12 protein-coding genes and 1 tRNA gene are annotated in these 22,107 nt (G+C 73.2%); 7 read left to right on the plus strand and 6 right to left on the minus strand.

Annotated elements, in window-relative coordinates:
* Positions 1-20: 20 nt before the first annotated feature.
* Entirely contained in the window at positions 21-500 is a 480-nt protein-coding gene (locus NH2_RS17285; RefSeq protein ID WP_067654810.1) for a Zn-ribbon domain-containing OB-fold protein, read from the minus strand.
* 178 nt (positions 501-678) lie between these two features.
* Between NH2_RS17285 and NH2_RS17290 the strand changes: the two genes are divergently transcribed.
* Positions 679-2,211 (plus strand): aldehyde dehydrogenase family protein, encoded by a 1,533-nt coding sequence (locus NH2_RS17290; protein ID WP_067654813.1) that lies wholly within the window; start codon positions 679-681, stop codon positions 2,209-2,211.
* 24 nt (positions 2,212-2,235) lie between these two features.
* On the opposite strand, the gene NH2_RS17295 is transcribed toward NH2_RS17290, so the two are convergent.
* A complete protein-coding gene (locus tag NH2_RS17295; RefSeq protein ID WP_067654816.1) occupies positions 2,236-3,120 on the minus strand; it encodes a LysR family transcriptional regulator ArgP in 885 nt (294 codons plus the stop codon).
* Positions 3,121-3,189: 69 nt separating this feature from the next.
* On the opposite strand from NH2_RS17295, the gene NH2_RS17300 reads away from it, so the two are divergent.
* The gene (locus NH2_RS17300) at positions 3,190-3,930 is read left to right on the plus strand and encodes a LysE/ArgO family amino acid transporter (protein WP_067654819.1); all 741 of its coding nucleotides are present in this window, start codon (positions 3,190-3,192) and stop codon (positions 3,928-3,930) included.
* Between the two features lies 1 nt (position 3,931).
* On the opposite strand, the gene NH2_RS17305 is transcribed toward NH2_RS17300, so the two are convergent.
* Positions 3,932-4,669 carry a glucose 1-dehydrogenase gene (locus NH2_RS17305; RefSeq protein WP_067654822.1) on the minus strand — a complete coding sequence of 246 codons (738 nt, stop codon included), beginning with the start codon at positions 4,667-4,669 and terminating at the stop codon, positions 3,932-3,934.
* Between the two features lie 219 nt (positions 4,670-4,888).
* Positions 4,889-5,398 (minus strand): glycine-rich domain-containing protein, encoded by a 510-nt coding sequence (locus tag NH2_RS17310; RefSeq protein WP_067654825.1) that lies wholly within the window; start codon positions 5,396-5,398, stop codon positions 4,889-4,891.
* 68 nt (positions 5,399-5,466) lie between these two features.
* Here NH2_RS17310 and NH2_RS29450 point away from each other — a divergent pair, with 68 nt between their 5' ends.
* Together NH2_RS29450 and NH2_RS28855 are read left to right on the plus strand one after the other, a co-directional pair.
* Complete coding sequence (locus tag NH2_RS29450) at positions 5,467-5,838, plus strand: hypothetical protein (protein WP_067654828.1); 372 nt, start codon at positions 5,467-5,469, stop codon at positions 5,836-5,838.
* A 297-nt stretch (positions 5,839-6,135) separates the two neighbouring features.
* On the plus strand, positions 6,136-6,285 hold the full coding sequence (locus tag NH2_RS28855) for a hypothetical protein (RefSeq protein ID WP_157103826.1): 150 nt from the start codon (positions 6,136-6,138) through the stop codon (positions 6,283-6,285).
* A 44-nt stretch (positions 6,286-6,329) separates the two neighbouring features.
* On the opposite strand, the gene NH2_RS17320 is transcribed toward NH2_RS28855, so the two are convergent.
* Complete coding sequence (locus NH2_RS17320; protein WP_067654831.1) at positions 6,330-6,773, minus strand: nitroreductase family deazaflavin-dependent oxidoreductase; 444 nt, start codon at positions 6,771-6,773, stop codon at positions 6,330-6,332.
* 113 nt (positions 6,774-6,886) lie between these two features.
* Between NH2_RS17320 and NH2_RS17325 the strand changes: the two genes are divergently transcribed.
* A tRNA-Ile gene (locus tag NH2_RS17325) sits at positions 6,887-6,963 on the plus strand.
* Between the two features lie 262 nt (positions 6,964-7,225).
* A complete protein-coding gene (locus NH2_RS17330; RefSeq protein ID WP_067654834.1) occupies positions 7,226-8,074 on the plus strand; it encodes a pentapeptide repeat-containing protein in 849 nt (282 codons plus the stop codon).
* On the opposite strand, the gene NH2_RS17335 is transcribed toward NH2_RS17330, so the two are convergent.
* Positions 8,071-8,832, minus strand: a complete 762-nt coding sequence (locus NH2_RS17335) for a class I SAM-dependent methyltransferase (protein ID WP_169811502.1) — start codon at positions 8,830-8,832, stop codon at positions 8,071-8,073. The genes NH2_RS17330 and NH2_RS17335 overlap by 4 nt on opposite strands.
* A 415-nt stretch (positions 8,833-9,247) precedes the next feature.
* Here NH2_RS17335 and NH2_RS17340 point away from each other — a divergent pair, with 415 nt between their 5' ends.
* Positions 9,248-22,090, plus strand: a complete 12,843-nt coding sequence (locus tag NH2_RS17340) for a toxin glutamine deamidase domain-containing protein (protein WP_067654840.1) — start codon at positions 9,248-9,250, stop codon at positions 22,088-22,090.
* Positions 22,091-22,107 lie beyond the last annotated feature (17 nt).

Raw genomic sequence — 22,107 nt, forward strand, 5'->3', positions numbered from 1 at the left:
GAACGGGCTGGTGAACGTGGTCACCGGGGCGGGCAGGGGCACGGGTCCTCCAGGGGCTCGAAGCAGACGATGTCGCGGATGCTCCCCTCCCGCTCCGCGCGCCAGCGCACCCTGACCCGCAGCCCCGGCGTGATCCGATCCAGCTCCCCGCCGACGTCGACCGCGTGGAAGAGCGCACCCTCGGTGCCGTCGATCCGGATCAGCGCCCAGGCGAAGTGGCCGGGGCCGAGCTCGTCGCTCTCCCGGCTCGGCACCCCGGTCCAGCCGAGCACCGTGCCGACATCGGGGAGTGGAACGAGTTCGCCGGTGGGGCGCGCGGTCTCCGGGTCGATCTCCAGCGGCGGGCAGAGCACGGTGCCGCGATCGGTGCGGGCGCCGTAGAGCCGCGCCTCGCGGAGCCCGCCGAAGAACACGCCGAGCGTGGGGCCCACCGTGCGGGTGAACGGGAACTCGACGCTGTAGGGCGCGGTGAGGCTGGATTCGGCGGGTTCGCTCGGCATGGCGCCTCCGGGTGGGGTAGGGATCGCCCACCGATCGTGGACCGGGGCCGCACCGTTGTCAATCAACTGATTGAACGCTCGCGAGCCGGTGCGCCCGGACTGGTGTACAGGTGCGCGCCGGTGTCGTAAGCTCGAGCATAATTAGAACCTGTTCCACCATTTGGTGTGAGGAGATCGCATGGCCATCGTCGAAGCGCTGACGCCAACCGCCGACGGGCATCGCAGGCTCGGCCTGCGCTCGCCCGCGGACGGGGCGGATGTCGGCGAGATCGTGGTGCGCACACCGGAGGAGGTGACCGCGGCGATCGCGAAGGCCCGCGCGGCCCAGCCCGGCTGGGCCGCGCGCCCGGTCTCCGAGCGCGCCGCGATCATTCGGCAGGCGGTGCAGGTGCTGGTGAACCGGCGCGCGGAGATCGCCGCGACGGTCCGCGGCGAGACCGGCAAGCCGCTGGTCGAGGCGCTGGCCGTGGAGATCCTGCCGTCCTGCGACTTCCTGAACTACTGGAGCGGCCGCGCGCCCAAGGACCTGGCCGACGAGAAGCGGCGGCTGCACGGCTACCTGGCGCCGCTGAAGAAGCTGGTGGTCGGGTACCGGCCGCTCGGCGTGGTCGGCGTGATCACGCCGTGGAACGGCCCGTTCGTGCTCTCCATCAACCCGGTCGCGCAGGCGCTGCTCGCCGGGAACGCGGTGCTGCTCAAGCCCTCCGAGGTGACCCCGCACTCCGGCGAGTGGGCGGTCAGGGTGCTGCACGAGGCAGGCGTTCCGGCGGACGTGCTCCAGGTGCTGCACGGCGACGGCGAGACCGGCGCGGCCCTGGTCGACGGCGATATCGACAAGATCTCGTTCACCGGGAGCGTGCCGACGGGCAAGCGGATCGCGGCGGCCTGCGCCGAGCGGCTCATCCCGTGCACGCTGGAGCTCGGCGGCAAGGACGCCATGATCGTCTGCGCCGACGCGGATCTGGAGCGGGCGTCGGCGGGCGCGGTGTACCTGTCGATGTTCAACAGCGGGCAGGTGTGCGTCGGCGTGGAGCGCGTCTACGTGGTGGAGAGCATCGCCGAGGAGTTCATCGCCAAGGTGCGGGAGAAGGCCGCGGCGGTGACCTACGGCGCGAACAAGGATGTGGGCCCGCTCTTCTGGGATCGCCAGCTGGACATCGTCAGCAAGCACGTGCAGGACGCCAGGGACAAGGGCGCCACCGTGCTGCTCGGCGGCGAGCAGGACACCGCGGACGGGGTCTACTTCCAGCCGACCGTGGTCGTGGACGTCACGCACGACATGGAGCTCATGCGCGAGGAGACCTTCGGCCCGATCGTCTCGATCATGTGCGTCGCCGACGAGGACGAGGCGGTCCGGCGCGCCAACGACAGCGCCTACGGCCTGAGCGGCAGCGTCTTCACCCGGGACCGGGAGAAGGCGGTGCGGCTGGCGCGCAGGCTGCACACCGGGTCGGTGGTGCACAACGACGCCTCGGTCATCTACGGGGTGCCGGAGGCGCCGTTCGGCGGGCGCAAGGACAGCGGGCTCGGGCAGGTCAACGGCATCGACGCACTGCGCGGGTTCACGCACGCCCAGCCGGTGCTGATCGACCGCTGGGGGCCGAAGAAGGAGAGCATCTGGTACCCGTACGCCGACCAGATGGTGCAGACGCTGGATCGCACCATCCGGCTCGGCTTCGGCAGCAAGCTCGCGCGCAGACTCATGCGCTGAGACCTGCGGGGGGCCGGTTCCGGATCAGGGATCGGCCGGACGGAGGGTGCCTGCCGCCGCGATGGCGATGGCGGCGGCCAGCGCGTCGAGGGCGGGCGACTCCACCTTCCACTGCTGCCAGTAGAGCGGCACGTCCACGGTGGCGTCGCCGTCGATCGCGGCCAGCTCCGGCGCCGCCGTGAGCTGCGCTTCGGCGACCATGCCCCAGCCGAGGCCGAGCCGGATGGCGGCGACGTAGGCGTGCGGGGTCGGGACGAAGTGCCGCGGCGCCGTCACCGGCCGCCGAGTGCGTTTGCGCAGGTACTCCTCCTGCAGACTGTCCTTGCGGTCGAAGTTCACCACGGGGGCGCGGGCCAGGGATTCGGCGTCGGCGCCGTCCGGGAACCAGGTCGCCGCGAACTCCGGCGCCGCCATCGGCCGGTACCGCATGCTGCCGAGCGGGCGCACCGAGCAGCCCTGCACCGCGCGGCGGGTCGCGGTGATGGCGGCGACCACGGTGCCGTCGCGGAGCAGGGCGGTGGTGTGCTCCTCGTCCTCCCGGTGGATCTCGAAGCTCAGCCCCGGTGGGGTGCGGGCCAGCGCGGGCATCACCCAGGTGTCGAGCGAGTCGGCGTTCACCGCGAACGGGAGCCGCACCCGGCCGCTCCCGGATTCCGCTTGCAGTTCGCGGGCGGTCTCCCCGACCAAGAGCTCGAGCTGCCTGGCGAGGCGGAGCACGGTGGCGCCGGATTCGGTGGGGCGCACCGGCTTCACCCGCTGGACGAGGATGCGGCCCGCCGCGTCCTCCAGTGCCTTGATGCGCTGGCTCAGGGCGGACGGCGTGATGTGCAGGGTGCGGGCGGCGGCCTCGAAGGTGCCCTCGGTGACGGCGGCGCTCAGCGCTCGCAGTTGGTCGAGCTGCAGGTCCATTCAGAAATTCTAATGGTGCGTGAAAATCATCAGCTGGACTGTTCGGTGCGGCGTTCCTAACTTGACGGGGTGACCTCGACTCTCGCCGGTTTCGGCTTCGGACTCTCCCTCATCGTCGCGATCGGTGCGCAGAACGCGTATGTGCTGCGGCAGGGGATCGCCCGCACGCACGTGGGTGCGGTGGTTGCGGTGTGCGCGGCGTCGGATGTGCTGCTCATCGCGGCCGGGGTCGGCGGGTTCGGGGCCGTGCTGCGAGCGGTGCCCGAGGTGCTGGTGGTGGCGCGGTGGGCCGGGGCGGCGTTCCTGTTCGGGTACGCGGTGCTGGCCCTGCGGCGGGCGTGGAGTCCGGCCGGGTTGGTTCCGGCCGCCGATCCCGAGCCGGGCCGCGCGGAGTCCGCGCTGGTGCCGGTGGGGGCGGCAGCGGGTGGTGACGCCGTCGACGGCGGTGCGGCCCCCGGCGGGGCCGGTCCGGACCTGGGACGGGCGGGTGCACCGGCGATCCGGCCGCTCCGCTCCGCACCGGCGCTGGGCGCGACCATCGCGACCACCCTCGCCCTGACCTGGCTCAACCCGCACGTCTACCTGGACACCGTGGTCCTGCTCGGCTCCTTCGCCTCGGCCCACGCGGGCGCGGACCGGTGGTATCTCGCGGCGGGCGCCATGACCGCCAGCGTCCTGTGGTTCCTGGCGCTCGGCTACGGTGCCCGCCTGCTCGGCCCGCTCTTCGCCCGCCCCGGCGCCTGGCGCGTGCTGGACGCGGGCATCGCGCTGATCATGCTCGCGCTCGGCGCCGGGCTGCTGCTCGGCTGAGTCAGGACTTGTGCGGCACCCCGACGGTGAGCCCGCCGTCCACCACGAACTCCGCGCCGGTCGAGTACGAGGACTCGTCCGAGGCCAGGAAGACCACCAGCGCCGACACCTCCTCCGGCTCGGCCCCGCGACCGAGCGGGATCTGCAGGAAGTCCTCCGGAATCCCCTCGGTCATGGGCGTGCGGATGAGCCCCGGGTGCACCGAGTTCACCCGGATGCCCTGCGGCGCCAGCTCCAGCGCCGCCGACTTGGTGAGCCCGCGCACCGCGAACTTGGTCGCCACGTACCCGTGCAGCCCCGCGCTCCCGCGCATCCCCTCCACCGAGGAAATGTTCACGATCGACCCGCCGCCCGACGTCTTCAGCAGCGGGACCGCGGCCCGCATGCCGAGGAAGGTGCCGGTCAGGTTGATATCGATGATCTTCTGCCACTCGCTCAGCTCGAAGTCGGGCAGCAGGTTCCCGTTCGCGATCCCGGCATTGTTGACCAGTACGTGCAGCCCGCCGAAGGTCTCCTCCGCGGTGCGCACCGCGGCGTCCCACGCCGCCGGATCGCGGACGTCCAGCGGGACGTAGACCGCGGCGTCGCCGAGCTCGGCGGCGAGCGCCGCGCCCGGCTCGTCCAGGATGTCGCCGAGCACCACCCGTCCGCCCTCGGCCACCACCGCCCTGGCGTGCGCGGCCCCCATGCCGCGGGCCGCGCCGCTGATCAGTGCCACTTTGCCGCTGAGTCGGCTCACCGGATCTCCTCACGTAGGTCGAGCGTCGGCACCGAACTTACGCCGCTCACCGCTGTATCCAGGTGTTGCGGATACTCCGTACCCGTGGTTGCGGTGCCGGAGTTTCCGTCGCTGCTGTGCGGTGCCGCAGGTACTTTCGTGCGTCCACCCCGCCGAGCGAGTTTCTCCCGTGCGTCTCCCGCGCCGCGGGCGGCCGCCCGGTGCTCCATGTCCGAGCGCTCACCCCGCCGCGAGCCGCGCCAGCTCCGACTCCACCGCCGCGACCTGGTGCGCGCACACCCCCCACGGCCGCTCCACCCCGACCACCGTGTCCAGATCCCACAGCACGCACCGCTCACCCGGCCGCGCCACCAGCGACCAGGCCACCACCGTGCGCCCGAGTTGCCGCTCCACCGGCTCCGGGGTTGCGCTGCCCGCGCCGTCCGGGCGGTGGTGCAGGAAGCGCCCGTAGGCGGCGTCGCAGAAATCCGCGTACCGCTCGGTGCAGAGGATGAGCCCGTGCCAGGCCTCGTCCACCGCGTGCGAGGGCATGCCGATCATCCGGCCGTCGCGCAGCGCCGCCCCGCAGCACCGCAGCCACTGCCGCAACCCCGTGATCACCAGGGCACGCGGCTCCCACGGGCAGGTCTTGAAGACCGGCTCGACGAGTTCCAGTGCCTCGACGGCACATTCGACCCGGCCCAGGTCGACAGCGGGCCGCGCGGCCGCGCGGGAACGGAGAAGCGCCACCTCCCCACTGTAGCCAGCGGGCTCGATTCTTGCTGCTCGGAGCCGGTTTCGGCGCTACCATTCGGCCCATGATCGCCGTTCTCGTCGTCACGCTGGTGCTGCTGGTGCTGGTCGTCCTCGTCATCGGGTTCCTGGTGTGGCGGCTGGTCTCCAGCGCGCACGACCAGATCGGCAATGTCACCGCCTCGCTCGGCAGCGGCGGGTACTCGCCGTGGAGCGCCGCCGACTCCGACAGCTCGAGTACGCACTGGTCCGACAGCGGGCCGGGGTTCTCCGGCGGCGATTCGTCGTCGCACCACCATCACCACCACTCGCACGATTCGTCCTGCTCCAGCGGTAGCTCCTGTTCCAGCGGTAGCTCGTGCAGCAGTGGCTCCTCGTGCAGCAGCGGGAGTTCGTGCAGCAGCGGCAGCAGTAGCAGCTGCGGCGGAGGTTCCTGACCGTTTCCGCCAGAACCCGGGCCCGCCGACCGTTGCTGATCATTAACCGGCGGTGTCGATGCGGTTGCCGCCCGGGTGTGTCCCGTCACCCTTTCCCGAGAGCGCCCCACGCCCGTGCCGGAAGTTTGTCGGAGATCACAATGCCGCCCCGCTGGCCGTAGTGATTATGCACAAGCGGGGCTGATGCCGTATGGCGATCCATCCCGAATGGTTTCAGTGACCGTGAGTTCGGGAAACTTGGAAATACAGACCGGCTACCCGGTGCGGCGTCTCGTTTGCGGGGCTACTGTGCCGTCCGTGGAAATTCTGATCGTGGTCGCGGTCGTAGCAGTCGTTCTGTTCATGGTCATCGGAGTCGTGCAACTCGCCAGCCGTCCCCCGCTGGATCGGAGTCGCTGGGAGAATGCCGAACTACCGGAGGCGCGCATCGACAGCGGCCCCCGCTAACCCCCGTTCCGGCGTCCGGTGCGCTCGCGCATCGGACGCGACGATCACGCCTGCTCGGTGCGCGCAGGCGACAGCACCACCACGGCGAGCGGCCGCGCGGTCAGCTTCTGGTAGTCGGTGTACCGCCCCTGATTCACCCCGTCCACGATCGTCCACCGCCGCAGATAGTCCGGATCCCCCGGGTACGTCGGCCTGGCCGTCACCCGAAGCCGTTCCCGTCCCACCTGGATCTCACACTCCGGCCGCGCCTTCAGATTCGCCAGCCAACCCGGCGGCCTGTCCGCCCCGCCGTTGGACGCCGTCACCAGGAAGTTGTCGCCATCCCGGCCGTATGTCAGCGCCGCCACCCGCGGCTGCCCGGTCTTCCGCCCCACGGTCCGCAGCAGCAGCGTCGGATTCCCGAACAGCACCCGATGCCCCACCCGCCCGTCACTGCGTTCGTACACCCACTGATGCGCCTGCAACAGCTTCACGAACACACTCGCCATCACGGCCTCCGGAACCTCGCGGGTACGTCCCGTCACCCTAGTGCCGAGCTCGCAACTGGTGTCGGGATCAGGTGAGCCGGTAGCATCCGGTGGCACTCGTGATCGCGAGGTCGGGGGCGGTAGCTCAGTCGGTTAGAGCCGTGGACTCATAATCCATTGGTCGCGGGTTCGAGCCCCGCCCGCCCCACCAGCGAGAAACGCCTGCCCAGGTGAATGCTTATCGATCGGTGTTTGGGCATGATCGCGAGATGACTCCCGGTGCGCCGCGTCGATCGAGTTCTTCGGTACCGCGCAGGGTCGCGGGTGCGGGGCTGCGTCGGCCGGTGCCGCGTCGGACGCGGCGTACCCTGCCGCCACCTCGGAAGGGGAGGTTGCGGCGTAGTACGGCGAGTCAGCGGCTGCATGTTCCGCATGCCGTCAGGTTTCGGCGGGTCAGGAGTTTCCTTCGCGGGGTGGGCGAGCGATTTCGGGGGATCACGATTGCCGAGGTCGCGGGGCTGGTGACGGCTTTGACCGCCATCGGGGCGGTGCTCTTCACGGCGAGGTCGTTCGAGGCGAGCCGGCTGCAGGTGGAGACGCAGCGGGAGACGCAGATCAACGACCGGTACTACAAGGCGGTTTCGCAGCTCGGGTCCGAGAATTTGGATATCCGGCTGGGGGCCATCTACTCGCTGGAGCGGTTGGCGGTCGACTCGCCGCGGGATCACTGGGGGGTGTTCTCTGTGCTCTCGGCTTTTGTCCGGACGCATGCGCCCGCGGGGGAGGCGTGTGACTCCGTCGAGGCGGTCGCGCCGGATATCGAGGCTGCTTCCACCGCTATCGCTCGCCGGGGGTACGAGGAGGATGGGGAGGCGAGGACCAGGGGGGAGGAGATTCATGCCGTGGATGTGGGGGAAACGTGTCTGGCCGGGGTGTTGATGGTGGATGTGACGCTGACGAATACCGATTTCCGCGGCTCCGATCTGAGTGGGGCTGTCATCAACTCGTCGGGGATTTTCGACACGAATTTCGACTCGGCCGATCTCAGGGAAATGGTGATGCGCGATACCGCTGTGTGGCGGTCTTCCTTCCGGGGAGCCGATCTCTCCGGGGCCGTATTCGAAAGGGGGGAATTGAACGAGGTCGGGTTTCAGGATGCCGACTTGACCGGGGCGAGTTTCCGGGCCGTGTCGCTGGAGCATGTGGATCTGAGCGGGGCCGATCTCACCGGTGTCGATTTGACCGGTGTCGGCGTCGCGGGGGTGAAATACGACGCCCGGACCGTGTGGCCGGTGGGCTTCCGGCCGCCGCCCAGCCGTTAGACCACGCTGAGCAGGAAATACGCGTAGTTCCGGTCGAGCTCGTTCTCCGGGACGAGGTGCACCGCCTCGGGACGGAAGCCGACCTCCTCCGCGACCCGCCAGAATCGGTCGATCGGAAAGATCGTCTGTGCGGCGAGGTTTCGGGCGTAGTTGCGGCGGGGCGCCGTCCGGCCGTCGCCGTCGCGGTACTTGACCTGGATGAAGGCGACCCCGCCCTGGGCGAGTACCTCGTGGGCGATCCGCAGGATTCGGGTGGCGTACTCGGGGGAGGGCAGGAGCTCCACGACATAGAGGCAGAGGAATACGTCACACGTCGCGCGACCGGCGACCGCGAGGGCCGCTTCGGGATTCTCGACCTCGACCAGGAGCGGTACGAAGTCGACGTCGCAGGCGGCGAGGGTGTGTTCGCGGCATTCGTCGAGGCTCGCCTGGACGACGTCGACGGCGACGAAGCGGTCGGCGCGGGGGGCGAAGGCGACGGCGTTGGCGCCGCCGCCGCAGCCCCACTCGAGGACGGTGCCGAACGACGGCGGGGTGTCGAGGACGCGGGTCAGCTTGTCGAAGAGCGCCAGGTGGTCCTGCCCGACCTTCTCCCACTGGCCGGGAATCCCGGTCCGCCAATGCGAGTTCCCGGCCCAGGTGGGCTCGGCTGAGCTGGTCCAGTACTGGGCCGCCTCGGCGATGACCTGATCCTCGGACCGCCGCGGCCCGATTCGATCCAAAGCCTCACGACCGCGCTTCTTCAATCGCCGCGTCATACCCTCAGCCCTGTCCTCCATCGGTTCCCCTCGCGGCCGATGCTGCCTGCCCAGAGTCTAGGGGTCTGGCGAGCGCATTGTGTGTGTCGCGGGGGTGATCCACGACGGGGCGGCTACGGCGGAGCGATGCCGTGGCCGATGGGCTCGGGGTCGGCCACGTGGGCGGTGGCGGGGCTCGGCGAAGGTGGGACGCGGAGCCAGTGGGAGCCGATCGACCGGGTGTGAACACCGGCGGAAATCTGCGCTAACGGGCACCACATTCGGGCTGATCCGAACCGAAAAGCCGCCCGCGGGTGGGGAAGCCGGGTGTGCGGCCGGAGATGTCGCGCTCTACGCTGAGTAAGGTCGATCGTCCGGTTGCGGCCCATGAGGAGGTAGCGGTGGCCCGGCCCGCGCGAGCTCGAACCGCGCGGCGATGAGCCTCGAACTGCCTCAGGAGCTGCACTGGATCGGCTGGATCGCGGGTGCGCCGTGGCCTGAGGGGGACGAGGACGCCGCGTTCGCCGTCTCCGACGCGTGGGGCGAGGCGTCCAAAGCCGTCATGGAGCTGCTACCCATGGTGGACTCGGCCAAGCAGGCGACGCTGGCCGCGTACCGGCAGGGCGCCGGGACCCAGGAGATCTCGGCCGCCTTCGACCAGATCCGCGCGGGCGACCAGTCGCTGGAGAGCATCGCGCAGCACATGAAATCGGTGTCGGACATGGCCTTCGACATGGGCACCGAGATCCAGGCGCAGAAGATCACCATCATCGTCACGCTGTGCTGGCTGGCGATCGAGATCGCCATGGCGTGGCTCTCGCCGGCCGCGCCCGCGGTGCAGGCGGCGGCGATCGCGACCGCGCGCGGGGTCATCGCGGCTGCCGAGAGGGCCGCGGTCGGGGCGGTTGCCGCGCTCGCGGCCCGGCTGGGGGCCTCGGCGTCGAAGAAATACATCTACAAGGGCATTCGGGTGCTGCCCACCGCGAAGGGGTGGGGCGTCGGCGTCACCACGGCGTTCAAGGGCGCGGGGGAGGAGGCGTTCTTCAACGGGCTGGTCCAGCTCAGCCAGATGGCGGACGGGACGCGCAAGGAGTTCGACGGGCAGGAATTCGGGCTGTCGATGCTCGGCGGTGCGGCCGGTGAGGTGGTCGGTGACGGGCTGTCGAAGTTCCTGAACAGGAAGATCGACGGGTGGCTCGGGAATTCGCCCGGCGCCGCCGGGTATTTTTCCAATGCCTGGGGTGGCGGGCTCCGCGGTGCAGGCGTGGGGGCCGTCGGGGACGGGGTCGGCGGTATCGCGGGCAGTATCGTCGCGACGCTGGCGGCGGGGCAGAGTATCGGGGATGCGCTGACGCCGGAGTCGATCGTGGGCGGGTTCGTGCAGGGCGGGCTGGTCGGCGGGGCCGGTGGGGTGCGCGGGTTCGTGCACATCGATGCGCTCGACGGAGCTCGGGGTGCGGAGGGGATCGACTGGGCAGGTGGGGAATCCGGGAACGAGAAGGACGATCCCGGCGTCGGTCCTGGACCGGGCGGCAGGGCGGAAACTCCGGGGCCCGCGGCGGTGGGACCGAACGGGACGCCGGTGTCCGTTCAGAGCGCCGGGGGGGCCACGGCGAGGGGCATCGACCGTGCGCCCCAGCCGGTGCACGACGGGGGGCCCGCGGCGTTCGGCGGCGAGGCGAACGGGGGTGGGAGCGTCGCCCGGCCCTCCTCGCCTGCGCCTTCGTTCGCCGGCCGCTCGGAGCACGGGCGGGTGCAGGACGGCTCGCTACCGCGGACCGAGATGCCGCCGATCAGCCCGACGACCACCGGGAGCGGCCAGGGGTTCGCGAACCCGCACGCGGACGGGGGGCCGGTGCGCCAGGAGTCCGCGGCGGAGGGGCGGCCGGATCCGCAGGTGCGGGAGGGGTTGCCCGCGAGCGGGCTCGCGGCGCAGTCGAGTGCGCCGGGGACGTTCGGGCAGGATCCCGGTGCCGGTGTGGGGCAGCAGGAGGGTGATCGGGGACTCGGGTCCGGGACGGTGTACTCCGGGAGCGAGTTCCGTCCGGAGGTGCGGGCGGAGGTGCCGGGGTCGAGCTCCGGGTTCGAGGGGGCGACGCCGACCGCCGAACCCGGGGCGCGGGGGGCGGAATCCGTGCTCGCCGGGAACGTCACCGAGGGGGTCGAACCGCGGTCGGAGACTCCGGCGCAGGTCACCGAGATCGGTGAGCGGCGGCCGGTCGCCGAGGCCGTTTCGCTGCCGGAGTCCGGGCAGGTGACGCCGTCCGGGCAGGTGACGGAGCCGGGGCAGGTGACGGACCCGGGGCAGGTGACCGAGCCGGGGCAGGTGACCGAGCCGGGGCAGGTGACGGACCCGGGGCAGGTGACCGAGCCGGGGCAGGTGACCGAGCCGGGGGACGTGACCGAGCCGGGGGAGGTCGTGGACTCCGAGCGGGTGAGCGGGGCCGAGCAGGTCGGCGAGTTCGTACCGTCTCGCGAGGAGGCCCCGGAGTTCGTGCAGGTGGGGGACTCCGAGCAGATTACGGAGTTCGAGCAGGTCGGCGACTCGGCGCGGATGCCGGAGTCCGAGCGGGTCGTCGACCCGGGGCAGGTTACGCAGTCCGGGCAGGTGACCGAGCCGGGGCGGGCCGCGGAACCGGGGCAGATCACGCACCCCGGGCGGGCTACGGAGCCGGGCATCGTGTCGCAGCCGGAGTACCCGGCCCAGCAATCGCCCGTGACCCAGTCCGGTCCGGTGCAACAGGGTGGGCCGCTCCGGACCGACGGATCGGCGCCCGCACCCGGTGCCGAGAGCCGCGCCGTATCCGGTTCCGAGCAGAGTTCACCCACCCGCCAGGCGGCGAACAGTTCGCAGTTGCGCCCGCTGCAGACCGTCCTGCCGCCCCCGTCGAGCACCACTCCCGCCGATGCCGCCGTCCCGCGCGCCAGGGACCTGCCCGGGCCGATCGAGAACGCCGCCCCGCGCGCCCGCGACCTCGCGATCAACACCGACACCCAGGCCCCGCGCGCCCGCGACCTCGCGGCGAACGCCGAGCCCCCCGCCCCGCGCGCCCGCGACCTGACGGCGAATACCGAGGCCACGCCGCCGCGAACCCGCGACCTGACGGCGAATACCGAGGCCACGCCGCCGCGAACCCGCGACCTGACGGCGCACACCGAGGCCACGCCGCCGCGAACCCGCGGCCTGCCGGGAGAATCCGGAACCGGCGACCGCTCCGATGCCGAGCAGCCCCCGGCGCTCGACACCGGAGAACCGCACCCGGACACACCGTCCGAGGCCGCGTCGAGCCCGGCAGCCGTGGTGCTCCCGGCGCAGGCAGGCCCGGTGCACGAGCAGCGCACCACCATCGCGTCGACGCGCAGGCAGCCAGGGCCCGCGCTCGACCCCCCGGCCCGCTCCGAGGAGGGCGGGGCACCGCCGCCGAACCAGATCGAGGCGGCGTCGGCTGCCACGCCGCACCCGGTGGGCGAATCCGGGGTGCCGGGGCGGGCCGAGCTCGGCACCGACGGCGCGATCCCCGATCGACGCCAGCTGAGCGTCGCCACGATGCCGGAGCGGAGCCCGTTCCCCGGCAGGCACGGCAGCGTCGATGCCGCGGATCAGCAGCGGCTGCGGGCGAGCATCGACGCGCTCGGGCCCTACGCCGACCCGCGGTCCCGGGCGCCGGGGCAGCCCGCGCTCGCCACCCTGGTCAACGGCCAGGGGCGGAGCCACCCCGGCCGCGACAACAACTGCGACATCTGCTCGGAGAAGGCCCTGCTCGCCTTCTACGGGCAGGCGGTCGTCGCGCCGCCGGCGATCGGCCCCAGTTCGCTGGTCACCGGCAGGCGGGACCGGAACCAGACGCAGGGGATGCTCGGCTCCCGGGCGATCTGGCTGCCGTACCTCGGGGTCGGCTCGTCATCCGAGGCGCAGCTGCGCGCCGTCGAGCGGGCGGTCGCCGCGGCCGGGCCGCGGGCGGCGGCCATCGTCACGGTCAACTGGCACCGGGTCGGCCCGGACGGCGCGAAGCTCTACTCCCAGGACGGGAGCAGGGCCAAGATCGGCGACGGCCATTCGATCGTGGTGGTCTACCCGCCCGGCACGGGCAAGCCGGTCTGGTGGGACCCGCAGAGCGGCGAGGCGAGCCTCAGCCTGCCCAGGTGGGCGTCGAAGGTCGGCTACGTCTCGTTCGTCCCGACGACGCCGGACCGGGTGGTAGCGGCCGGTCACCACGCCCTGGCGCTGGAAGATGCGCTGCGCACGCCGGGCGGGACCGGCTTCGTCGCGTTCCAGCACCCGGGCACGTACTCCTCGGTACCCGGTGGCCCGCCCTACGGGAGCCTCGTGCACTTCACCGGGGGGCCCGGCCCGGACCGCGTGTTCCACGCGCACGATGTGGGGCTGGCCGGTACGGCCTCGTTCATCGGTTACCCGCAGTTCGCGGTGCCGCACTGGAATTCGCTCGACAACGGGATGGCGCCGGACCGGAACATGGTGCTGCGCAACGGCCGACGCGCGGTGGCGGGGCTGTTCGGCGCGGAACTGCAGACGATGCCGAGGGACGGCCGCGGCGTCGCCGAGCATCTCGCCGATATTCGGCAGCACCTCGACTCGAGCGCGTTCGGCACCGGCTCGGTGGCCTTCGTCGAGGTGGGGCTGAGCAATGGCGAGTTCGAGACGATGCTGGTGCTCAAACCCGCGACCGGACCGGACGGTACGGCTCCCGGGACCCTGTGGTGGACGCCGATGCGCTTCGGGACATCAGCCACGGTGCCCGATTTCGCACCGGGCACCGTGACCTCGATCTCCTTCGTCGCGGCCGCGGGCGCCGACCTCCGCGCCAGGATGGAGCTGCCCGGCACGTTCCCGCAGGTCCGGCCCCGGCCCGTAGCGCGCGCCGCGGACCTCCCGGTGGGAATGCCTGCGCCGAACACGTCGTCCACGCGGTCCGGCGACGAACCGCGAGCCTGGATCGCGCCCGGCCGCAACCCCGTCCCCGCCCCGCCGCGGCGGCCGGGAGCCGCACCGCACCGGCAGCGGCGGCTGGAGCGCAGGCTCGATGCCGACGGCGGCTACCTGGTCGGCATCGATCCGGAGGCCGGGCCGGTGACCCCGCCGACGATCAGCGACGACGACTCGATCGACCGGAACGACGACAAGGACGAGAGCGTCCTCGCCTTCCTCGCCACCTTCCTCGGCCATCCGACCGTGCCCGCGCCACGGGCGGGGGAGCTCGACGGGCCGTCCAGCCTGGAGCGGATGAGCGGCTGGCTCGGGCCGGTCCGCGGCGACACCGGGGACCCGGACCAGCTGCGCGACCGGATGTGGGAGATCCACGACGCCGTCGCGAAGAAGGGTGAGGGCGCCGTCGCCATGGTCGCGCTGCGCTACCCGAAGGCCGACGCACCCGGCTCGATCACCGTCGACGGGCAGTCTTTCCCGCGCGGCACGACGACCTTCGCGGTGGTGTACCCGCTCGGCGCCGCCGGGCCGGTGTGGTGCAACCCGTGGACCGGCAAGAACTACCGCAGGCCGCCGACCAGGATGGTCGGGGACGGCGATTCCCTCGCCTCGATCGAGAGCGACGTCGGCGCCGCGCTGCTCGCGGCCGCCACCGATCTCGGGCAGCCCGGCTCGCCGCCGCGGCCGTCGACACCGGTGGCGGCGCTGCCGAACCCGTCGGAGACCCGCCCGGCGAACCTGTACCGCCCGGTCCCGCCCGCGGATCAGCGCGCGCTCGAGCGGGCGATGATCGTGGACGGCACGCCGGTCGCAGGCGCCGACCCGCGCACCAACCCGGCCGATCCGCGCGGCATCCCGTGGGGTTCGCTGATCAACCCCGGCTCCGGGCCGGGCAGGCGCGGCAACGAGGTGGACAGCGCGCTCTCCGCGCTCGCCACCTTCTTCGGGCTCCCGCAGGTGGCGGCGGCGCTCGCGCCCGGGGAGCTCGTCGACGGCGCCGACGCCGACCCGATCGGGTGGGAGCCCTTCCTCCGGGCCGAGGCCTGGCTCGGCACCGGGCTGATGAACGCCGCGCTCGCCGACCCCGGCCCGGCCGCGCAGGCGGCGCTGCTGCGGGACGGCATCCGCGCGCTCGGGCCCGGCTCCGCCGCGCTGGTGGTGCAGCGCAGCGAGCACTACCAGCGGGGCAGCAGCGCTCCGGTGTACAGCAGCCTCACGGTGGTCATGCTCAACCCGGCGGGCAGCACCGACCCGGTCTGGCTGGATCCGGTGACCGGGCGGGTCTCCGAGCGGCCGCCGCGCGGGTTCGGCCGCCCGGGGACCGAGCTCTGGTTCGCCCCGGCGACCGCGGACCAGGTGCGCACGGCGGCGACGCCGGGCGCGCCGCCGCCGCCGATCCCCTCGCCCGCGAGCACGCGGAGGTTCGGCCCCGGCACGCTGCGCGCGCTGGAGAACCCCGCGTACCAGCAGGCGCTGGAGTCCGCCATGGCCGGACCGGCCGGGCCGCTGGCGCATCGCGACCCGCGCTCCTTTCCGACCAGGGCCTTCCCGATGGGCAGGCGGATCAACGGCCCCGGCCCGATCGCCCCGGGCCGGGGCAGCAACTGCGTCGACGTGACGGTCAGCTCGCTCTCGACCTTCTTCGGCAATCCGCAGGTCGCGGCCCCGGCCTGGTTCTCCGACAATGTCGGCCGGGGGAGCGGGCAAACGGTGGAGCGCTACCTCGGCGGCCATTCTCGGTGGCACTCGGATTCGCTCTCGCCGCAGCAGCGGCTGGAGGCTCTGCACCGGGATATCGAGCGCCGCGGCCCCGGCTGGGCCGCCGCCGTCACCACCGCGAACTACGCCAGGAATACCGACGGCAGCTTCCGGCGCAAGCCGAACGGCACCCGGATCGTGGAGCGGGCGCACGTGCGCCAGATCGTGTTCCCGGTGGGCGCGGCGCGGCCGGTGTGGTGGGACGCGCAGGTGGGGTACACCTCGGAGGAGGTCTCCAGCACCATCCTCGACCACGCGGACGAGGTGCTCTACGTGCCTGCCACGGCGGCGCAGGTCGCGCACGCCGCCACGTTCTTCCCCGGTCTGACGGCGCGGCCGGTGCCTGCGGCGGCCGGCGCGGGTGTGCCCGAGCGCGGGCTCACCCGGTCGGACACCGGCGCGGGCCCCGGGCGGAGGGAGTCGTCCGATCCGACCCGCAATCCGCCCTCGTCGTCGACGAACCCGACCCGCAATCCGTCCTCGTCCACCAACCCGTTCCGGAATCCGCCCTCGACGAACCCGTTCCGGAATTCGCCGTCGTCGTCCCCGCACCCGTCCCGGACTTCGCGTGCGTCGTCGACGAACCCGTCCCGGAACTCGCGTGCGTCGTCGACGAACCCGTTCCGGAATTCGCCTGCGTCGTCGACGAACCCGTTCCGGAATCCGGCGGCGCAGGAAGTCCCGCTGAGCGACTTCGCGCAGACCATGCGCCCGGCCAGCGGGCAGGGGCCCGGCCCGGCCGTGCTCGGCCCGCGCGAACTCACGGTGATCCCGCGCCCCTCGCAGGACGAGCTCGCCCCGACGCACGGCAGCGTCGACCACGACGTGCTGACCGCGCTGCGCACCACCATGCGGCAACCCGACGGCAGCTTCGCCGCCTACCGGAACCCGGGCACCTACCCGAGCCCCGCGGCGCCCTACGTCTCGTACATCAACTTCCCCGGCCCGGCCGCCCCCGGGCGGTTCAGCAACTGCGTCGCGTGCACGCTCGCGGTGCTCTCCACCTTCGTCGGGCTGCCCGATATCGCCGGGCCGCGGATCGGCCTGGCGCCGACCGAACCCGCGCTCGGCGGCTCCAGCGTGGCGGAGCGCTGGCTCGGCACCATGCTCGCCGACGCGAGGTACCGCTGGGACGGCGGCTCGGACAAGCCGATGGGGGAGCAGTACGGCGACGTCTACCGCAAGGTGCAGGAGCTGGGGCCGGGCTCCTTCGCGTATGTGCGGATGCGGTGGGCCGTGCGGGACGAGTTCGGCAACCCGCGGCTCCGCTCGGACGGCACCCAGGCGTACAGCGGCGCGCACGCCATCGCGCTGGTCTTCCCGGTGGACGCGGACCGGCCGGTGTGGGTGGACGCGCAGAGCGGCGAGGTATCCGAGATGCTGCCGCCGCACTTCGCGGTGTACTCCGCCGCCCTGCACGTCGCGATCGCGGACGCGCCGCAGGTGCTGGACGCGGCCCGGCGCAGGCAGCGGCTCGAGCAGGCACTGCTCACCCCGTCCGGCTACCCCCGATCGCAGCATCCCGGGCTGCCCGCCACCCCGGGCGCGGAGCCCTTCGGACCGCTGGTGGTCCGCGCGGAGCCGGGGGCGTTCCACCACCTGCTCGACGCGGCCAAAGCAGTGGTCGCGGGCTTCGCCGGCTTCCCGCGGATCGCGGTGCCGTTCCGCGCAGGCACGGCGATCGGCGGCGCCCCGGCCCTGCGGGGTGCGCTTGCGCCGATCGGCGACCTGCGATCGCTCTCCGGCGCCTTCGGGAGCGCCCCCCGGGCCCTGCCGGACCAGTCGCCGGTGCACGCCAAGCTCGCGCAGGTCTCGGCGGAGCTGGTGGCGCATCCGTACGGCCCCGGCTCCGCCGCCGTCGTGCTGGTCTCCGGCGCCGCACCGATGGTGCTGGTCGCGGTGGTCCCGGAGCACCCGGGCTCGGCGGGAACGATATGGGTGGATCCGCTGAGCGGGAACACCCATCCGGGACCGCCCGGCGGCCTCGGCACGGCTCCGGTCGAGTACGTGATCGCGACCGGTGACATCCTGCGCAGCGCGCTCACCGCCACGCAACCCGTCACCTTCGTGCAGCCGACTCTGTGGATCAACACCGCCGTGCCGACCGCCGGGCCGCCCGCGGACGGCCCCGATGGCACGCCGGAGCCGGCGGCGGGCACGAAGCGCGCCCACGAGCCGGAATCCGAGCCGGATCCCAAGCGGGCCCGCACCGACGGCGGCGCGGAGCGGCCCGCCCCGGTGGCGGCCGATCCCGACGACTCCGATCCCGACGACTCCGATCCCGACGACTCCGAACTCGACGACTTCCTCACCAGCGACGACGAATCCGACGACGACGAATCCGACGACGACTCGGCGGCCGACGCCGAATCGGAGCAGGACGACCTCGACCGGGACGAACTCGACGGCCCGCGCCCGATCCGGATTCCGCGGGGGGACAACCCCGTTCCGGTCCCGCCCAGCGTCGTCGCCGATGGCGGCGACCGGCAGCAGCGGCTGACCGCGCTGCTCACCGACAGCGACGGCGTCCTGATCGCCGCCGACCCGGCCACCGACGTCCTGGCGGGCACCGCGTTCATGCTGCTCACCGGCGACCTGGCCGCCGCCGAACCCGGCATCGACGGGGACGACGCGGTGCTCGCGCACCTGTCGACCTTCGTCGGCCATCCGCTCGCCGCCGCCCCCGACCCGGACGGCGGCCCGCGCCGCAACGGCCTGACCCGGACCCAGATGTGGCTCGGGGCGCCGCGCGTCCGGCAGGGGGACCTGGCGGCGCTGGAACAGCAGCTGTCCGATATCGACCGGCAGGTGCGGCTGCTCGGCGAGGGCGGTGCGGCGGCGGTGAGCCTGCGCGGCCGAACCCAACCCGATCCCGGCTCCAGCCTGGTGAACGGCATCTTCGTGCCGCAGCGGGCGGTCTCGCTCTCGGTGATCTATCCGCACGGCGCGAAGGGCCCGCTGTGGTGCGACCCGCTCGGCCGGGCGCTCTACACCCAGCCGCCCGTGCAGCTGCTCACCGATGCCGAGATGGTGGTGTCGACGACGACCCGGGCCGGCATCGACGCGCTCGCGGCGGCGGCGGCGCGGCAGCCGCGGCCCGCGCCGCCGCCGTGGCCGGAACCGGGGCGGCACCGTGCGCTGCCCGCCCCCGGCCCGGTGCACCCCGGCACCGACCCCGCCGCGCAGCGCGCGCTGGAATCCGCCATGACCGTGGACGGCGAGCACATCGCGGGCGCCGATCCGCGGACCCATCCGGCCGATCCGGGGAATCCGGCGGCGGTGCCGTGGGGCGCGGCGATCAACCCCGGCAATGGCACGGGCAACGAGCTCGACAGCGCCCTCGCGGCGCTCGCCACCTTCTGGGGCGCGCCGCGGGTGGCCGCGCCCGCCGACCCGTCCGCCACCCCGATCACCGGCCCCGATGGGTTCGTCGCCGCCGAGCGCTGGCTCGGCGGCGGCCTGATGAACGCCGCGGACCCCGGCCGGACGATCGCCGAGCAGGCGGCGCTGATCGCGAACGGCGTGCGCAGGCTGGGACCGGGCGCGGCCGCGCTGGTGGCCGGCTTCGCCGCGCAGCCGGGGGCGGACGGCCCGCCGGTGCGCAGCACCCGGATCGCGGTGCTGCTCATGCCGGTCGGCGCCGACACTCCGGTGTGGCTCGACCCGGTGCGCGGAGCCGTCTCCGAGACGCCGTCCGCGGAGTTCCTGAGCGGGCTGCACATGCTGAACTTCGTCCCGGCCACCCGGGAACAGGTGGCCGATGCCGCGGAGCCGCGGCTGCCTGCCCCCCGGATCCCGGACCCGGCCGGGAACCGGACGTTCGGCAGCGGTGGCCACCGGCGGCTGGAGACCGTGCAGCACCAGCGCGCCCTCGAGGATGCGGTGCGCGGGCCGGACGGGCCGGTGCCGTTCGTGCACCCGGGCACCTTTCCCTCCCCGGTCTTCCCGATGGGGCGCAGGATCAACGGCCCCGGACCGACCGCGCCGGGGCGCTCGCACAACATCGCCGACACCGCGCTGAGCGCGATCGCCACCTGGATGGGGCTGCCGCGGGTCTCGGTGCCGTCCTGGCACCCCGCGCTCGACGCGGCCGGGGGAATGCCGCGGATCGAGCGCTACCTGGGCAGCGGGTTCCGGCGCGCTCCCGGGGTCCCGGTCCGGACCCACCTGGCGAATATCCAGCGCGACATCGCCGACCGCGGACCGCGCTGGGCGGCGGTCGTGCTGACCGTCCAGTTCGCCCGCGATCCGCAGGGCGCCCTGCTGACCGGCCCGAACGGCACCCCGGTGCCGCAGGGCGGGGAGTTGCGGCAGCTGGTGTTCCCCGAGGGCGCCGCGGCGCCGGTGTGGTGGGACGCCCAGCACCTCCAGGTCACCGACGAGCTGGACGACAGCGCGATCGATCGGGCCGACATGGTGCTGTCCGTCCCGGTCACCGCGGTGCAACTGGCACACGCCGAGTTCTTCCTCGGCTCGGCCGCGGACGGCCCCGCGCCGTCGTCCGGGGCGAGCTCGCCCGCCGCGACCTCGCCCGGCCCGCCGACGTTGCCCGCGCGGACGTTGCCCGCGCCGCTGACCGCACAGCAGCTGGCGCTGATCCCGCGGCCGTCCATGGTCATGTTCCCCGGCACCTACCGCAGCACCGACCTCGGCGCGCTCCGTAGGCTCGAAGACGAGCTGCGGACCGCCGACGGCTACGCCTTTCAGCAGCACCCGGGGTTCTACCCGCCGTGGGGGCAGCAGCCGTTCGGGAAGTCGCTGAACGTGCCGGGGACGGGCGTCGTCGGCGGCGACATCAACTGCCACCTCTGCGTGCTCGCGCTGTTCTCCACCATGCTCGGCAAGCCGGATATCGCCGGGCCGCGGATCGGGCCGTCCGCGCTCGACCTCGGCAATCGCACGCGAGCCGAGACCGAGCAGTGGCTCGGCTCGGCCCGGGTGGAGCCGGGGCTGCAGGCCGACGGTCGCGCCCACCGGCCCGACGAGGGCTTTCGCGCCGCCTACGACCTGATCGAGGCGGCAGGCCCCGGCGCCTTCGGCTACATCGGAATCGGCTGGCACAAGGTGAATTCGGCGGGCGTCAAGCAGTACACCGCGGCCGGTTCGCCGGTCTCGGACTCCGCGCACGCGATCGCGCTCGTGTACCCGGACCCCGGCACCCCGCTGCCGGACGGGACGACGGCGAACGGGCCGGTCTGGATCGATCCGCAGGCCGGCTGGGTGAGCAGCACCCTGCCCGCCAACTACGCGGACCGGGTCGCCGCGATGACCTTCGCCGGGGCGACGCCTGCCCAGGTCGCCGCGGCAGCTGCCCACCGGGCGGCACTCCAGGAGGCACTGGGCGGGCCGAGCGCGCTGAGCACCGTCCCCTTCCGGCATCCGGGCACCTACTCCGCGACCGGCGGCGTCCCGTACGGCTCGCTGGTGCTGCTGCGGCCGGACGGCGAACCGGCGCGCTACAACGACATGCAGGTCGTGGCCGCCGCGCTCGCGTCGTTCGCCGGAACGCCGCGGTTCGCCGCGCCGGTGCGCGCGAGCCACCTCGTCGGGCCGGGAACCGAGCGGGGCGCGCTGTACTCGGATCCGGCGCGCAGTTCGCCGAGGGCGTGGTTCGGGCACCAGCAGCTGGTCCAGCCGGGGCTGGCGCACCACACCATCGCCGAGCGTATGCAGATCGCACAGGACGCGGTCACTCAGCTCGGCCCCGGCGCGTCCGGCGCGCTGACCTTCCACGGGCGCCGGGATCCGCTGATCCTGGTGTACCCCATCGACCCGGCGGTGCCGGGGGCGATCTGGTGGGATCCGATCGCAGGCACCTACGCCGACTCCCCGCCCACCGTCCCGGACGGGCCGGTCGTCTTCCTGTACGGGAGCGCGCTGACGCTGCTGAACGGGCTCAGGGCCACGGTGCCGACCGATCCGGGGCTCGCCGCGAGCCGGGCGCGGCACGCGAGCCCGGCGCAGGCCGCCGCGGTCGCCGCACCGGCACCGTCCCGCCCGGTCTCGCTGAGCCAGCCGCCCGCGCTCGACGGCCGGGTGACCGTCGAGCGCAGCGACGGGGACGGGCCGCCCGCGCCCCCGACCGGGACCGCCGAGGAGCCGCCCGAGTTCGACGGTCGGGTGACCGCCGAGCGCAGCGACGGGGACGGGCCGCCCGCGCCCCTGACCGGGACCCTCGAGGAACCACCCGCCCCCGCGCCGCGCCCGCTGCCGTCGAACGATGCCGACGCGGGCACGCGTGGCAGCGTGGAAGTCCCGCCTGCCGAACCGGATTCCGCCACGGCACACCGCTCCGGCCCCCGCCTGCTCCGCCCCGGCCGCGCCCGCCCGCAGCGGGTCCGGCCCGAGGAGTGGCAGCCGATCCCCGAGTTCACCGCCCCCGACCCACCCCCGATCGACTGGATTCCCGGCGACGGGGAGGCCGACCCCCGCATGGCGGCCGAGCCGCGCGACGCACTCGCCGGACCGCGCGCGGCCCGCCCCCTCCTCGACCCCGCGCTGCCGCCGGAGCCGCTGCGCCCCGCGCCCGGCGCCGACGATCCGCTCCCGGATGTCGATATCCCTTTCACGCTCTGACATTTCGACGACTCCGG

The organism is Nocardia harenae NBRC 108248 (genome assembly GCF_001612885.1).
In the GTDB taxonomy this organism is placed as follows: Bacteria; Actinomycetota; Actinomycetes; order Mycobacteriales; family Mycobacteriaceae; genus Nocardia; species Nocardia harenae.